At 61.4% G+C, this 14,126-nt stretch carries 12 protein-coding genes; 7 read left to right on the top strand and 5 right to left on the bottom strand.

Going from position 1 to position 14,126, the window contains the following annotated elements; translation table 11 throughout:
- The first annotated feature begins 98 nt into the window (after positions 1-98).
- From QNH97_RS26485 to QNH97_RS26475, 3 genes are all read left to right on the top strand, one after another.
- Positions 99-2,585, top strand: coding sequence for a circularly permuted type 2 ATP-grasp protein (locus QNH97_RS26485; protein ID WP_283554584.1), 2,487 nt, complete (start codon positions 99-101; stop codon positions 2,583-2,585).
- Complete coding sequence (locus QNH97_RS26480) at positions 2,585-3,478, top strand: transglutaminase family protein (protein ID WP_283554583.1); 894 nt, start codon at positions 2,585-2,587, stop codon at positions 3,476-3,478. The genes QNH97_RS26485 and QNH97_RS26480 overlap by 1 nt, the downstream gene beginning before the upstream one ends.
- A gap of 142 nt (positions 3,479-3,620) precedes the next feature.
- A complete protein-coding gene (locus QNH97_RS26475) occupies positions 3,621-3,998 on the top strand; it encodes an NUDIX hydrolase (RefSeq protein WP_283554582.1) in 378 nt (125 codons plus the stop codon).
- 72 nt (positions 3,999-4,070) lie between these two features.
- Here QNH97_RS26475 and QNH97_RS26470 read toward each other — a convergent pair whose 3' ends face one another.
- Positions 4,071-4,262, bottom strand: coding sequence for a hypothetical protein (locus QNH97_RS26470; RefSeq protein WP_283554581.1), 192 nt, complete (start codon positions 4,260-4,262; stop codon positions 4,071-4,073).
- A gap of 68 nt (positions 4,263-4,330) precedes the next feature.
- On the bottom strand, positions 4,331-4,918 hold the full coding sequence (locus QNH97_RS26465; protein WP_283554580.1) for a cytokinin riboside 5'-monophosphate phosphoribohydrolase: 588 nt from the start codon (positions 4,916-4,918) through the stop codon (positions 4,331-4,333).
- A 343-nt stretch (positions 4,919-5,261) separates the two neighbouring features.
- On the opposite strand from QNH97_RS26465, the gene azu reads away from it, so the two are divergent.
- Positions 5,262-5,708, top strand: a complete 447-nt coding sequence (azu, locus tag QNH97_RS26460) for an azurin (protein ID WP_283554579.1) — start codon at positions 5,262-5,264, stop codon at positions 5,706-5,708.
- A 522-nt stretch (positions 5,709-6,230) separates the two neighbouring features.
- On the opposite strand, the gene nadE is transcribed toward azu, so the two are convergent.
- From nadE to QNH97_RS26445, 3 genes are all read right to left on the bottom strand, one after another.
- Complete coding sequence (nadE, locus tag QNH97_RS26455; RefSeq protein WP_283554578.1) at positions 6,231-7,058, bottom strand: NAD(+) synthase; 828 nt, start codon at positions 7,056-7,058, stop codon at positions 6,231-6,233.
- A gap of 4 nt (positions 7,059-7,062) precedes the next feature.
- Positions 7,063-8,289 (bottom strand): nicotinate phosphoribosyltransferase, encoded by a 1,227-nt coding sequence (pncB, locus tag QNH97_RS26450; protein ID WP_283554577.1) that lies wholly within the window; start codon positions 8,287-8,289, stop codon positions 7,063-7,065.
- Positions 8,290-8,524: 235 nt separating this feature from the next.
- Positions 8,525-9,433, bottom strand: coding sequence for a LysR family transcriptional regulator (locus QNH97_RS26445; protein WP_283554576.1), 909 nt, complete (start codon positions 9,431-9,433; stop codon positions 8,525-8,527).
- Positions 9,434-9,611: 178 nt separating this feature from the next.
- Between QNH97_RS26445 and amaB the strand changes: the two genes are divergently transcribed.
- The 3 genes from amaB to QNH97_RS26430 all read left to right on the top strand — a co-directional run bounded on the left by amaB (position 9,612) and on the right by QNH97_RS26430 (position 14,059).
- Positions 9,612-11,102 carry an L-piperidine-6-carboxylate dehydrogenase gene (gene amaB, locus QNH97_RS26440; RefSeq protein WP_283554575.1) on the top strand — a complete coding sequence of 497 codons (1,491 nt, stop codon included), beginning with the start codon at positions 9,612-9,614 and terminating at the stop codon, positions 11,100-11,102.
- 168 nt (positions 11,103-11,270) lie between these two features.
- Positions 11,271-12,554 (top strand): L-pipecolate oxidase, encoded by a 1,284-nt coding sequence (gene amaA / locus QNH97_RS26435; RefSeq protein WP_283554574.1) that lies wholly within the window; start codon positions 11,271-11,273, stop codon positions 12,552-12,554.
- A gap of 371 nt (positions 12,555-12,925) precedes the next feature.
- Positions 12,926-14,059 carry a branched-chain amino acid ABC transporter substrate-binding protein gene (locus QNH97_RS26430; protein WP_283554573.1) on the top strand — a complete coding sequence of 378 codons (1,134 nt, stop codon included), beginning with the start codon at positions 12,926-12,928 and terminating at the stop codon, positions 14,057-14,059.
- The last annotated feature ends 67 nt before the right edge of the window (positions 14,060-14,126 follow it).

Below are 14,126 nucleotides of genomic sequence, written 5' to 3'. Positions count from 1 at the left end.
TCCCTCGCCACAGTCGTGATGTTCCGCTCCAAACTCAGCTATCCGGGCGTCACGCGCTGCGCTAGTCTCACCTTTTATTGCCGTCTGCCGAGCTTTCCATGCCTGACCTGCTTGACCGTTACCCGCTGACGACGGGCACCTATCACGAACTGTTGGACGACAGCGGCGCGGTGCGTCCGCACTGGCGGCGGTTGTTCGATCAGTTGCAGCGCAGTACGTCGGCCCATCTGATCCAGCGTCAGGCGCTGCTGGCCCGGCAGATCCAGGAAAACGGCGTCACCTATAACGTCTACGCGGATCCCAAGGGCGCGGATCGGCCGTGGGAACTGGACCTGCTGCCCCATGTGATCGATGCGCAGGAATGGAAGCAGCTGTCGGCCGGGATCGCTCAGCGTGCGCGGCTGCTCAATGCGGTGCTGGCCGACCTGTATGGGCCGCAGCGGCTGATCAGCGAAGGGCTGTTGCCGGCGGAGCTGGTGTTTGGGCACAACAATTTTCTCTGGCCGTGCCAGGGCATCGCCCCGCCGGACGGCATTTTCCTGCATTTGTATGCCGTGGACCTGGCCCGTACGCCCGATGGTCGCTGGTGGGTCACGGCGGATCGGACCCAGGCGCCTTCGGGGGCCGGTTATGCGTTGGAAAATCGCATGATCGTGTCCCGCGCTTTTCCCGACCTGTATCGCGACCTGAAGGTGCAGCACCTGTCCGGTTTTTTCCGCACCTTGCAGGAAACCCTCGCGCGGCAGGCCCCCAGCGAGGGGGAGCCGCCGCTGGTGGTACTGCTGACGCCGGGGCGCTTCAACGAAAGCTATTTCGAACATCTTTACCTGGCGCGCCAGCTGGGTTATCCGCTGGTGGAAGGGGGCGACCTCACCGTTCGGGACGCCACGGTTTACCTCAAGACCCTCAGCGGACTGCGCCGGGTCCACGCGATCATGCGTCGGCTCGACGACGATTTCTGCGACCCACTGGAACTGCGCACCGATTCGGCCCTGGGCGTGCCTGGGCTGCTGGAGGCGGTGCGCCAGGGGCGGGTGCTGGTGGCCAATGCCCTGGGCAGCGGCGTGCTGGAATCCCCGGGGCTGCTGGGGTTCCTGCCGAAGATCAACCAGTATTTGTTCGGCGAGGAACTGATGCTGCCGTCCATTGCCACCTGGTGGTGCGGCGAGCCGCCGGTGCTGGCCCAGGCCCTGGAAAAATTGCCTCACTTGTTGATCAAGCCGGCGTTTCCTTCTCAAAGCTTCAGCCCGGTATTCGGTCGCGACCTGAACGAGGAACAGCGCGGCCAGTTGGCGGCGCGCATGCAGGCGCGGCCCTATGCCTATGTCGCCCAGGAGTTGGCGCAACTGTCCCAGGCTCCGGTCTGGCAGGCCGAAGACGGTCAACTTCAACCCCGGGCCATTGGCATGCGTGTGTATGCCGTGTCCGGGGAGGACGATTACCGGGTGCTGCCGGGTGGCCTGACACGCGTGGCCGCCGAGGCCGACGCCGAAGTGGTGTCGATGCAACGCGGTGGCGCCAGCAAGGACACTTGGGTGCTGGGGGAGCAGGCGCCTGGCAGTGAACAATGGAAGGCCCAACGAACCGTGGGTGTCCACGATCTGGTTCGGCGTGATCCGTACCTGCCTTCGCGGGTGGTGGAAAACCTGTTCTGGTTTGGCCGCTACTGCGAACGTTGCGATGACAGTGCACGGTTGCTGCGGATTATGCTGGCGCGTTATGTCGATGGCGACGATCCGCAGGCTCTGGAATCGGCGGTGTCCCTGGGCGAAAGCCTGATGCTGCTGCCCGAAGAGGGCGAATTGCCGGAGCGTCTGCAGGCGGCGTTGCTGGGGGATGACTGGTCGTTCAGCCTACGCTCCAACCTGCAGCGCTTGCAGTGGGCGGCCTCGCAGGTTCGCGGAAAGCTCTCCCGGGAAAACTGGCAGGCGCTGGTGGAACTGCAGCGCGAAGCCATGGAGCTGGAAACCGAGGAGCCGGACTTCGGCGAGCTGCTGGACTTCCTCAACCGCTTGGTGATGTCCCTGGCGGCACTGTCCGGATTCGCCCTGGACGACATGACCCGCGACGAAGGCTGGCGCTTTTTGATGATGGGGCGGCGCTTGGAGCGTTTGCAGTTTCTCAGCAGCAGCCTGGCCGCGTTCCTGCGGGGCGAGGCGGTGTTCGATCAGGCTGGGCTGGAGTGGCTTCTGGAACTGGGCAACAGCAGTATCACCTACCGTTCGCGTTACCTGGCGGTGGCCCAGTTGATCCCGGTGCTCGACCTGTTGCTGCTGGACGAACAAAACCCCCATGCCGTGCTCTTCCAGTTGAAGCTGGTCGCCCGCACCCTCAAGCGTCTGAACGACGATTTTGGCGCGCCCAGGGAAACGGCCTTGCCAGAACTGGTGGCGCGTCTTTCGCGCTTTGACCTGCGCTGCCTGGAAAATCCACTGTTCGGCGAAGCCAGTCTGCGCGCCGCGCTCGACGGCTTGGCCGATCTGTTGCAGGAAGTGGCTGACGTCAGCGGCCAGGTTTCCGATCGGCTGGCCTTGCGGCATTTTGCCCATGTCGATGATGTCAGCCAGCGCACGGTGTCCGTCTGATGAACGCTCGTTACCAGATCCTCCACGACACCCATTATCACTACGACAGCCCAGTATCCCTGGCCCAGCAGCTTGCCCACCTGTGGCCGCGACCCTGTGACTGGCAGCGTTGCACCGAGCAGATGTTGTTGATCAGCCCGGAGCCGACCACCCGTCGCGATGAGCTGGATGTGTTTGGCAATCCGCTGACCCGCCTGGCCTTCGAACGGCCCCATGACGAGTTGTTGGTCAACGCTCGTCTGAGCGTCGAGGTGCTGGCCCGCCCGCAGCTGGATTTCAACCTGTCCCCAGCCTGGGAGTCGACCTGTCACGCGCTGACCTACAGCGGCCGGCCGCTGGCTGCGCCGCTGCTGGAGGCGTGCCGCTACCGCTTCGAGTCGCCTTATGTGCACCTTAAGCGGAGCTTTGTCGAGTTTTCCGAAAGTTGCTTTCCGCCGGGGCGTCCATTGATGCTCTGCGTTCGGGCGCTGATGGAAAAGATCTTCGATGAGTTCACCTTCGATGCCGAAGCGACTCACGTGGCGACGCCGCTGGTGGAGGTGTTGGAACGGCGGCGGGGTGTGTGCCAGGATTTTGCCCACCTGATGCTGGCATGCGTGCGCTCCCGCGGGCTGGCGGCGCGCTACGTCAGTGGCTATCTGCTGACCCAGCCGCCGCCCGGCCAGCCACGGCTGATCGGTGCCGATGCCTCCCACGCCTGGATTTCGGTGTATTGCCCGGTGCTGGGTTGGGTGGACTTCGACCCGACCAACAACGTGCAACCCGCCCTGGAACACATCACCCTGGCCTGGGGCCGGGATTTTTCCGATGTGTCGCCGTTGCGGGGAGTGATCCTGGGGGGCGGGAGTCATGATCCCGAGGTGCGGGTGACGGTGATGCCGCTGGAGTCATGACCCGCTTTCTGGGCGAATACCCTGTGGCGAGGGAGCTTGCTCCCGCTTGAGTGCGAAGCGCTCACAAAAATGGGCCTGCTGCGCAGTCCAGCGGGAGCAAGCTCCCTCGCCACAAGGGCACTCATCAACCGCGAGATCCGTTATGTTCCCTGTATCTATCAAAGGCGTGCTGCAATCCCCCGAAGGCCTGGTCGTGCTAATGCTCAACGAACGGGATGAATGGGAGTTGCCTGGCGGGCGGATCGAGTTGGGCGAAACGGCGCCGCAATGCCTGGCGCGGGAGATCGACGAGGAACTGGCTGTTGAGGTAAGCGTGGGGGAGCCGCTGGATTCGTACTTGTTCGAGGTCATTCCCGGCAAGCACGTCTTCATCTCCACTTACCGCTGCCAATTACTGGGCGGTTTCGTGCCGATGATCAGTCATGAACACAAGGAAATCGGGCTGTTCGAACCGGGGCGGTTGCCGGGCAATCTGCCAACAGGTTATCGCGATTCGATTATCAAGGCGCTAGGGTTGTGAGGGCCGGCAGCTAGGCTGCCGGCCCTGGACACAAACCGTGGGGCCGGATTACATCATCGGGCCCGGAGGGGCTCAGGCGTCGGGTGCCTGATCTTTCGGTGCATCAACATCATCTTTTGCCGCGACTTCGCCTTCGGTATCCGGGTTCAGTGCTGCGGCTTCCTCTTCAGCTGTCGCTTTCTTGCGCTGAAGTTTTTCCTCTTTCTTCTGCTCCTTGGCCAAGTCTCTCTGACGTTTGGCGAAGGAATAATTGGGTTTAGCCATGGGCGATCCTCTGGGGTCGAAGGTGAGGTTGAGCGGCGCGTATTCTGCCCTGTATCGGGGTCGAGCGGTTAGCTGGGTTTTTGTTCGGCCCACTTTGGCTGCACCGACGGTTGCCATTCGTCCAGCGCATCGAGCAGGTTATGCGGTGCGTCGCTCACTTGCAGCATGTCACGATGCGGCGCGCGGACGAAGCCTTCGTCGACGATATGATCGAGAAAACCGGTGAGTTTGCTGTAGAACCCGTTCACTTCCAGCAATCCCAGCGGTTTACCGTGGTAGCCGAGCTGGCCCCAGGTCCAGACTTCGAACAGTTCTTCCAGCGTGCCGAGGCCGCCGGGCAGGGCGATGAAGGCATCGCTGAGTTCGGCCATGCGCGCTTTACGGGCGTGCATGCCGTCCACCACCTCCAGGCGGGTCAGGCCGCTGTGGCCGATTTCCTTGTCTTTCAGGCTTTGCGGGATGATGCCAATGACCTCGCCGCCAGCCGCCAGGGCCGCATCGGCGACGATGCCCATCAGGCCCACGGCTCCACCGCCATAGACCAGGGTCAGCTTTCGCTCCGCCAACGCTCGTCCCAAGGCCTGTGCCGCTTCACGATAGGCTGGGTTCGTGCCGGTGCTGGCGCCGCAAAATACACAAACAGACGCGATGGACATGCTCTACTCCGTGGTCATTGACCGGTTCAGAGTAAAGCCTGGCCTGGGTTGCGCAAAGCACTTAAACCTCGCGCCGTGGTTTTTCGTAGGTGCCACTGGCGCCGCAGGCATAGGCGGCGAGCAAGCTGCATAGCAGGCTGTTGATGTTCATGATGGGCGCTCCAGAGAGGTGATGGGAGCGATCATAGAGGGGGAGTCATACGTCTGGCTGGTTGATTGTGTTCATCAGGCTGATAGCCTTAAGTTGTATACAATCTTTGATTCAGGTCATAGGAACTTGCCTCGAATTCAGGCAGTCTTCCCCTTTGAAGGAATTTTGTTAACCATGCCTTGGAGATTCACGATGTTTGCCAAACTTGTTGCAGTATCCCTGTTAACGCTGGCCAGCAGCCAACTGATGGCAGCGGAGTGCAAGACCACGATCGACTCGACCGACCAGATGTCCTTTAACACCAAGGCCATCGAGATCGACAAGAGCTGCAAGACCTTCACCGTTGAACTGACTCATTCGGGCAGCCTGCCAAAAAATGTCATGGGCCATAACTGGGTGCTGAGTAAAGAGGCGGATATGCAGGCGATCGCCACTGATGGCGTGGGCGCTGGTATCGACAAGGACTATCTGAAAGAAGGGGATGCCCGCATCATTGCTCACACCAAGCTCATCGGGGCCAAGGAGACTGACTCGGTGACCTTTGATGTGTCGAAGCTCGACGCGGCGCAGAAATACGGTTTCTTCTGTTCGTTCCCGGGGCACATCTCGATGATGAAAGGTACTGTGACTCTGAAATAAGCAACTTCAGGGCACAATTTACTTAAGAAAACGGCGCTTTTCCGAGATGAAACGCGCCGTTTTTTTGGGCTCGTCTTTATTGGTGAGTTTTTAAGTCGTGTGTATATCCGTTTCTGCGGTAACGGCGACTTATGGTTCCGCCCTGACGGCGGCTCACTTTTGAGAAGCGCAAAAGTAAGCAAAACGCTTTTGCCCCACCACTTGGTGCCTCGCCTAGGCTCGGCATGCCCGAACGCAGGCATTGCTCCGTGGGCCCGCCGCGAAGGACCATCCATGGCCCAGCGCGGCTAACCCGGCATCCATGCCGGGTTGCCCACTGCGCAATGCCTGCGTTCGGCCAGCGTGGTTAACGGGGCGCAGAAATCAACGTCCATCGCGAGGCGGCCTTATAGCCGACCTGGTTTGGGTGGGACCGCGTTTCCCCTGTGGGAGCGAGCTTGCTCGCGATGGCGTCGGATCAGCCAACATTGACGCTGGCTGACACACCGTTATCGCGAGCAAGCTCCCACAGGGATTTGCCCATCACGGGGCGTACGGCATCACCCGCTTGTGCTCGGTCTTGCGGTAGGTGTCGCAGATGATTCGGGCTGCTTCTTCGCGGATCGTCTTGCCGTGCAGGAAGGCATCGATCTCGCCGTAGGTCACGCCGTGGGCGGCTTCGTCGGGTTTGCCGGGGGACAGGTCTTCGAGGTCGGCGGTGGGGACTTTTTCCACCAGTGATTCCGGCGCGCCGAAATCCCGGGCGATGGCGCGGACCTGGCTTTTCACCAGGCCGCTCAGCGGGGCCAGGTCGCAGGCGCCGTCACCGAACTTGGTGAAGAAACCCATCACGGCTTCGGCCGCGTGATCGGTGCCGATCACCAGGCCCTGCTCGGCGCCCGCGATGGTGTACTGCGCCACCATGCGCATCCGCGCCTTGGTATTGCCCACCACGAAATCCCGCATGCCCGGCGCCTTGCCTTCGAACGCCAGGACCTCGTTGGCCAGTGCCTTGACCGCCGGGCCGATGTTGACGGTATGGCGCTCGTCCGGTTCGATGAAGTCCACACTGGCTTGTGCGTCATGTTCGTCGAACTGGGTTTCGTACGGTAAGCGCACGGCGATGAACTTGTAGGCCGCGTTACCGGTTTTCTCCCGTAGCTCGCGCATGGCGCGCTGGGCCAGGAGGCCGGCGGTCAACGAGTCGACCCCGCCACTGATGCCCAGTACGAGGGTCTTGAGCCCGGAGTTGACCAGGCAATCCTGAATAAAGCTCACCCGGCGGGCGATGTCGGCCTTGAGGGCGGCGTCATCGGCGAACGGTGGCTGGACCTTGAGCTGTTCAGCAATCTCACGCTGTACGGCTTGCATGAATTCACTCCTTGCTTGATGTGTCAGAAAGGGCGGCAGGTACTTGGAACACGTGTCGCATGTAGGCGACGAAATTCGGGTCCTTGCAATGGGTCTTGCCGGGCTCGTCTGAAATCTTGGCCACGGGTTGCCCGTCACAGCTGATCATTTTAAGCACGATGCTCATGGGCTCTACACCCGGAATGTCACACGTCAGGTTGGTGCCAATACCGAAGCTGACATTAATGCGACCACGCAAGGCCCGAAAAATCTCCAGGCATTTGGGCAAAGTCAGGCTGTCGGAGAAGACCAGGGTCTTGCTCATCGGGTCGATCCCGAGCTTGTGATAGTGAGCGATGGCTTTTTCGGCCCAGATGATCGGGTCACCGGAGTCATGGCGCAAACCGTCGAACAGCTTGGCGAAGAACAGATCGAAGTCCTTCAGGAAAGCGTCCATGGTAATGCAGTCGGTCAGCGCGATCCCTAGCAGGCCCCGGTACTCGCGCACCCAGCAGTCGAGGGCGGCGATCTGGCTGTCAATCAGCCGTGGGCCCAGTTGCTGGTGGGCCATGATCCATTCATGGGCCATGGTGCCCAAGGGCTTCATGTCCAGCTCCCGGGACAGGTGGACATTGCTGGTGCCGACAAAACGCCCGGGGAAGTCGTGCTTGAGCACGTTCACCACTTCTTCCTGGACCCGGTAGGAAAACCGCCGACGGGTGCCGAAGTCCGCTACCTGCAGTTCGGACAATTCATCGGCGCTGGCGTTGGCGCTCAGCCAGTCGAACTTGCGATACAACTGTTCCCGCGCCTGTTCCAAGACAATTTCACGGTAGCGATAGCGATTGCGCACTTCGCTGACAATGGCCAGCAACGGCACTTCGAACAGAATCACATGCAGCCACGGCCCGCGCAGGCGGATGAACAGCTCGCCGTTGTCGATGCCAGTGTGAACGTAGCGCAGGTTGAAGCGGAAAAGGCCCAGAAAGCGCAGGAAGTCCGGCTTGAGAAAGCTGATGCGCTCCAGGAACCCCAACTGGTCGGCGCTCAGGTTCAACTCCGCCAGGCGTTCGATCTGAAAGCGGATCTCCGCCAGATACGGCCGCAGGTCCTCGCTGTTGCGGCAGCGAAATTCCCATTCGACTTCGACGTTGGGGTAGTTGTGCAGCACCGCCTGCATCATCGTCAGTTTATAGAAGTCGGTGTCGAGCAGGTTCTGCACGATACGATCGGCAAACACACTCTCGCTCATAACGGGAATCTCCAGGCAAGCCGCTGGGTGGGCGGCGGGGTGCGGCGGTTTTAGGTGAAGAGGGTAGTGGCGCATAACCTGGGTGGGTATTGCCAGTGATTTTTTAGTGTTCACAGGCCTTTGTGGCGAGGGAGCTTGCTCCCGCTCGGGTGCGCAGCGCCCGCCTAGAAACAGGGCCGCTTCGCGCCCCAGCGGGAGCAAGCTCCCTCGCCACAGGGTTTGGTGCTGGCTACTGCTACTGCGGCGTATCAGGGCTCTCGATCTGCCCCAGCATCCACTCCACAAAAAGCCGCACCTTGGGCACTTCCGCCGAGTGTTCGGGGTAGGCCAGGTAGTAAGCGTCGGTGCTCGGCATTGCATGCTGCCAGGGGATGACCAGCTTGCCATCGGCCAGTTCTTCCTCCACCAGAAACCGTGGCAACAGGGCCACGCCGCAGCCGACCTGGGCGGCGCGGATGCACATGTAGAAGGTTTCGAAGCGCGGCCCGTGGTAGCTGTGTTCGGTGTGGTAGCCCTGGCTGGCGAACCAGTCGTGCCAGGCTTGGGGGCGCGACGCGTTCTGCAGCAACACCAGGTCGGCCAGTTGCGTCGGCTCGGTGAAGGGCTGGTCCGGCAGGCTGCCCGGGGCGCACACCGGCACCAGTTCTTCGCCGAACAGCTTCAGGGACTCGGTGCCGGCCCGCGAGCCTTGGCCGAAGTAGAACGCCAGGTCGCTGCGCCCTTGCAGCAAGTCGTCGGCCTCCTGTTCACTGCACAGGTCCAGATGAATCGTCGGATGCCGCAGGCGCCAGCCCTTCAACCGTGGAACCAGCCAGCGCGCCCCGAAGGTCGGAGGTGTGGAGACCCGTAGGACCTCGGTGTCGCCACCGTAGGAGCGCAGGTAGTGGGTGGACATTTCCACCTGCGTAAGGATCTTTCGGACCTCTCCCAAGTACAAATCCCCCGCTGGTGTCAGCTGCAAGCGTCGGCGCACGCGCCGAAATAGCAGGTGCTGCAGTAGTTCCTCCAGTTGCGCGACCTGTTTGCTGACCGCGCTCTGGGTCAGGTTCAGCTCTTCGGCGGCGCGGGTGAAGCTCAGGTGACGGGTCACCGCCTCGAAGCACTGCAGCGCCGTGATCGACGGCAAATAGCGTTTATTGAGCATGATGAGGCCCTATTTCTTGTCGCTCTGCTTAACCGGTCATGGGCAGCATGAATAAACGGAATGATATCTCGCTTAAAGGTCGTTTGTTGACAAGACTCAGGCCAGCTACAACTACAGGCCTGATCAGCCGTGATCGTCCGGTTGCCAATCCTTTGTCTTTTGCTTGAGGAAATTCCCCATGGTTGCTGCATTGCTTGATCGTCTGGGCGTCAGCCCGGCCCTGTACCAGAACGGCACTGAGCCGGTGCACTCACCCATTGATGGCAGCCGCATCGGTGCCGTGAACTGGGAAGGTGCCGCCGAGGTCGAGCAGCAGGTCAGCCGTGCCGAACACGCCTTCGACCTGTGGCGTAACGTACCGGCCCCGCGTCGCGGCGAACTGGTACGTCAGTTCGGCGACCTGTTGCGCGAGTACAAAGCCGATCTCGGCGAACTGGTGTCGTGGGAAGCCGGCAAGATCACCCAGGAAGGCCTGGGTGAAGTGCAAGAGATGATCGACATCTGCGATTTCGCCGTCGGCTTGTCCCGCCAGCTGTACGGCCTGACCATCGCCTCCGAGCGTCCGGGCCACCACATGCGTGAGTCCTGGCATCCGCTGGGCGTGGTCGGGGTGATCAGTGCCTTCAACTTCCCCGTGGCGGTCTGGGCCTGGAACACCACGCTGGCCCTGGTATGCGGCAACGCGGTGATCTGGAAACCCTCGGAAAAAACTCCACTCACCGCCCTGGCTTGCCAGGCGCTGTTCGAACGCGTGCTGAAGAATTTCAGCGATGCGCCTCCGTACCTGAGCCAAGTCATCATTGGCGGTCGTGATGCCGGTGAAGCGTTGGTGGATGACCCGCGTGTGGCATTGATCAGCGCCACCGGCAGCACCCGCATGGGCCGCGAAGTGGCGCCGAAAGTCGCTGCGCGCTTTGCCCGCAGCATTCTGGAACTGGGCGGCAACAACGCGATGATCCTGGCCCCTAGCGCCGATCTGGACATGGCCGTGCGCGCCATCCTGTTCAGCGCCGTCGGCACCGCCGGCCAGCGTTGCACCACCCTGCGCCGCCTGATCGCCCATGAATCGGTGAAGGAAGAGATCGTCACCCGCCTCAAGGCCGCCTATTCGAAAGTGCGCATCGGCCATCCGCTGGAAGGCAACCTGGTCGGGCCGTTGATCGATAAACACAGCTTCGACAACATGCAGGATGCCTTGGAGCAGGCCCTGAGCGAAGGCGGGCGAGTGTTCGGCGGCAAGCGCCAGCTCGAAGATCAGTTCCCGAATGCCTATTACGTCTCGCCGGCCATCGTCGAGATGCCAGAGCAGAGCGACGTCGTGCGCCACGAAACCTTTGCTCCGATTCTCTACGTGGTTGGCTACAAGGACTTCAGCGAAGCCCTGCACCTGAACAACTCGGTACCCCAGGGCCTGTCGTCCTGCATCTTCACCACCGACGTGCGTGAAGCCGAGCAGTTCATGTCGGCGGTGGGCAGCGACTGCGGCATCGCCAACGTCAATATCGGCCCGAGCGGCGCGGAAATCGGCGGCGCGTTCGGTGGCGAGAAAGAAACCGGCGGTGGTCGCGAATCCGGCTCCGACGCCTGGCGCGGCTACATGCGCCGCCAGACCAACACCGTGAACTACTCCCTGGAGTTGCCGTTGGCGCAGGGGATTACCTTCGACTGAGGTCGCTTGGGTCGGATTTTCGATTCGTGAAGATCCCTTGTGGGAGCGAGCTTGCTCGCGATGACGGCGGAACATTCAACAGGGCAGTGACTGGAGAACCGCTATCGCGAGCAAGCTCGCTCCCACATTAAATAGTGTGATGGTTGGGTTTCATTTCCGGAGTCTGCAATGCCGTTACGCGAAGAATGTCTGTGGGAAAGTCTGACGCCGCAAAGGCCTGAAAATACTGCGCTCGCAGGGGAAGTCACCGTCGATGTCTGCGTGATCGGCGCAGGCTTCACCGGCCTGTCGGCGGCGGTGCACTTGCTGGAACAAGGCAAGCGGGTTGCCGTGTTGGAAGCGCATCGGGCCGGGCACGGGGGATCGGGCCGCAACGTCGGCCTGGTCAACGCCGGCCTGTGGATCCCGCCGGACGACATCGAGGCTGGCTTTGGCGAGGCGGTGGGCAGCCAGCTCAACCGCATGCTGGGCGCCGCGCCGGCCTTGGTGTTCAGTCTCGTCGACAAATACAACATTGATTGTCAGTTGCGCCGCGAAGGCACCTTGCACATGGCCCATAACGCCAGGGGCGAGGCGGACCTGCGCAGTCGCGAAGAACAATGGAAACGCCGAGGCGCCCCGGTGGAGTTGCTCACCGGCCAGGCCTGCGTCGAGGCCACCGGTACCTCGAAAATCGCCGCGGCGTTGCTCGATCGGCGTGCCGGAACGCTCAATCCGATGGCCTACACCAGCGGGTTGGCCAAGGCCGCGCAGGATCTGGGGGGGCAACTGTTCGACCATTCACCGGTGACACGCCTGGAGCGCCAGGGCCAGCGTTGGTCGGTGCAGACCGCCCAGGGTTCGGTACTGGCCGAGCAGGTGGTGATCGCCTCCAATGCCTACACCGAGGGTGACTGGACCGAGCTGCGACGCAACTTCTTTCCTGGCTACTACTACCAAGTCGCCTCCGCCCCGCTGACCGACGAGGCGGCGCGGCGCATTCTGCCGGGTGGGCAAGGTTCGTGGGACACCCGCCAGGTGTTGAGCAGCATCCGTCGGGACAAGGACGGCCGTTTATTGCTGGGCAGCCTGGGCAACGGCAACCGTAAGCCAACCTGGTTCCTCAAGGCTTGGGCCGATCGGGTGCAGCAGCACTATTTCCCCTACCTCAAGCCGGTGGAGTGGGAATGTACCTGGACCGGTTGCATCGCCTTTACGCCTGATCATCTGATGCGCCTGTTCGAGCCGGCCCCCGGTCTGGTGGCGGTGACGGGTTACAACGGCCGGGGCGTGACCACCGGTACGGTGGTGGGCAAGGCCTTCGCCGACTACCTGTGCCGCGGTGACGCCAAGGCGCTGCCGATCCCCTTTGCTCCGATGCAGCCACTGGTCGGGGCGGGGGTGCGAAGTTGCTTGTATGAAGCGGGCTTTTCGCTGTATCACGCGGGCCAGTGCCTGCGGATCGTCATTTGAGTGTTGGTAAATGTTACCGGGGCCAGCGTTTTCCGGCATAGCGGCTAGCCTGTTATGGTGCGGGTTGTAGCAGTCGCGCACCGGGAGTGTGCAGTTAGGTAGCGTAGGTTGTTACAGCATGGTTGCACGCCGTTTCGCACGACGGTTGCAATGATGGCTCGTTGAGGGTTGTACCTGTTCTACAAAAAGGTTGTACCTCGCGCGGTTTAGACGGTTGCACGCCCTATGAAAAAGGGCCCGAAACAGTCGAATTAACAATAAAGCAGCGACTTTTCTCAGAATAAAAAACCGATGGCACGGCCCTTGCTCTTAGCTTCTGCGTGAAAGTGAAGTCGCAGTGCCAACTAAAAAAAACCTTGGAGCACCACCTCATGTCCCAGACGTTTTACAAGAAAGGCTTTCTGGCCCTCGCAGTGGCTGCTGCGTTGGGTGTTTCTGCGTTTGCTCAGGCCGACATCAAGATCGGCGTAGCGGGTCCCATGACAGGCGCCAACGCGGCATTCGGCGAGCAGTACATGAAGGGTGCACAGGCCGCGGCAGACGAGATCAATGCCAAGGGCGGCGTGAACGGGGAAAAAATCCTGCTGGTCAAAGGCGATGACGCCTGTGAACCGAAACAGGCTGTTACGGTGGCCAAGGACCTGACCAACCAGAAAGTGGCGGGCGTTGTCGGTCACTTCTGCTCCTCGTCGACCATCCCGGCCTCCGAGATCTACGACGAAGCAGGCATCATTGCAATCACCCCGGGCTCGACCAACCCTGCTGTGACCGAGCGCGGCTTGAGTGCCATGTTCCGTATGTGCGGTCGTGACGACCAGCAAGGCATCGTCGCCGGCGACTACATCGTTGACGTGCTCAAGGGTAAAAAAGTCGTCGTGCTGCACGACAAGGATACCTACGGTCAGGGCCTGGCGGATGCAACCAAAGCCCAGCTCGAGAAGCGTGGCGTGAAGCCCGTGCTGTATGAAGGCCTGACCCGTGGTGAGAAAGACTTCAGCACCATTGTCACCAAGATCCGCGGCGCCGGCGCCGACGTCGTCTACTTCGGCGGCCTGCATCCGGAAGCCGGTCCCCTGGTTCGTCAACTGCGTGAGCAAGGCCTGAAAGACGTCAAGTTCATGTCCGATGACGGCATCGTGACCGATGAGCTGGTCACCACCGCTGGCGGCCCGCAGTTTGTCGACGGCGTGCTGATGACCTTCGGTGCCGACCCACGCCTGCTGCCAGACAGCAAGGCTGTAGTGGACGCGTTCCGCGCTAAAGGTACTGAGCCGGAAGGCTACACCCTGTATGCCTACGCTTCGGTCCAGACTCTCGCGGCGGCCTTCAACGGTGCCAAGAAAAACGATGGCGAAGCCGCGGCCAAGTGGCTCAAGGCCAACTCGGTCCAGACCGTAATGGGCAAGAAAGAGTGGGACGCCAAGGGCGACCTGAAAGTCTCCGACTACGTGGTTTACGAGTGGGACAAGGAAGGTAAATACCACCAGTTGGAAAAACAGAAATAAACGCGATCGGCTAGATCCCCCGATCCCATGTGGGAGCGAGCTTGCTCGCGATGGCGGACTGACAGGC

Origin of the sequence: Pseudomonas sp. G2-4, assembly GCF_030064125.1 — a bacterium.
Classification (GTDB): domain Bacteria; phylum Pseudomonadota; class Gammaproteobacteria; order Pseudomonadales; family Pseudomonadaceae; genus Aquipseudomonas.
The sequence above is the reverse complement of the archived record's forward strand: the minus strand, read 5'-3'. Positions and strand labels throughout refer to the sequence as shown.